Genomic DNA, 1,035 nt, shown 5'->3' with positions numbered 1-1,035 from the left:
ATGAAAAGGTGAAGTATTTGGCGCAAGTTAAACAATGGCAGAGCTATTTCGATCTATCGAGAATGTTTGATGATGTGGGTTATGCGTACAGTTTAACGACACACAAAGCACAAGGAAGTACTATCGATTATGTATTTTTGGATGTTGCGGACATGAGAGGCTGTAGCGATCAGGCGAAGCCTGCCACTGCGTGATCGCCAAAAATTACAATATACGGCTTTAACCAGGGCAAAAACTAAAGTTCTGATTCGAGAATGATGAAAGCTTTCTGGAGAATAATAGTGGGAATAATCAAATATGTCTTGAGTTCTGGTCTCAAAATCTACCTGGACTATTGCGACCCAGAATACGGATATTTGGTGACTCTAGGCAACGGAACAAGAGATGAGCGTACATGGGCGTATTTTTTAGCCCAAGAGTTGTTAATGTATCGTTTTTATTGGTGGAATAAGACTAAAAGGCAAAAAGTACTGAGGAGAATTGAAGGATTATGGTTAAGCGATCGGTCTGTAGAATGGGGTTTGAGGGCAAGAGCGCGTAATTACATAGTGAAATTAGGGTTGCCTGTAGAAAATATCAGATGTACCAGGACATCTATACTACCTATCCCAGAAGAAATAATCTCTTCTGGAGAGAGGCTCTCTGGGGATGAATCCTCAAAAGATTCAGGAATTCCTTTTGGGTGTAGTGGCTGCATTAATCTTCACGGTCAATATTACAATGGTCAACTATTGGTCTGTGCCATGCACCCTTATGGAAAAATCAATTGTGAAGATTATACGATTTGGTAGAATCAATCAGATTCGCAATCTCTCTTCCCACTTTTCTCACAAATTAAGTTGAAAGCCAATTTAAAGCTTAAAAGTTGAAGATTTTTTCTAATAATAGAAATTTGAGATATTGGAAAGCCAAAAATTAGGCTAAATTGTGAGAAAATTCGGTGAGAGAACCTAAAAATCCAGTCATAAAGAAAAATTGACCAGGACAAAATAAATAGTAATTAAGCAACAGCTATTTAAGAAATTATTTAATTAT

The 1,035-nt window shown here is 37.4% G+C and carries 1 protein-coding gene and 1 pseudogene; both read left to right on the top strand.

The genetic code is table 11. The annotated features are described in order from the left end of the window. Positions 1-194, top strand: a pseudogene (locus H1P_RS35565) (ATP-dependent DNA helicase); the annotation flags it as partial. A gap of 87 nt (positions 195-281) precedes the next feature. Beyond that, the gene (locus tag H1P_RS35560; RefSeq protein ID WP_144876508.1) at positions 282-791 is read left to right on the top strand and encodes a hypothetical protein; all 510 of its coding nucleotides are present in this window, start codon (positions 282-284) and stop codon (positions 789-791) included. Positions 792-1,035 lie beyond the last annotated feature (244 nt).

The organism is Hyella patelloides LEGE 07179, assembly GCF_900659865.1.
GTDB classification, from domain to species: Bacteria; Cyanobacteriota; Cyanobacteriia; order Cyanobacteriales; family Xenococcaceae; genus Hyella; species Hyella patelloides.
Note: the sequence above shows the minus strand (reverse complement) of the source record. Positions and strands in the feature narration are given on the sequence as shown.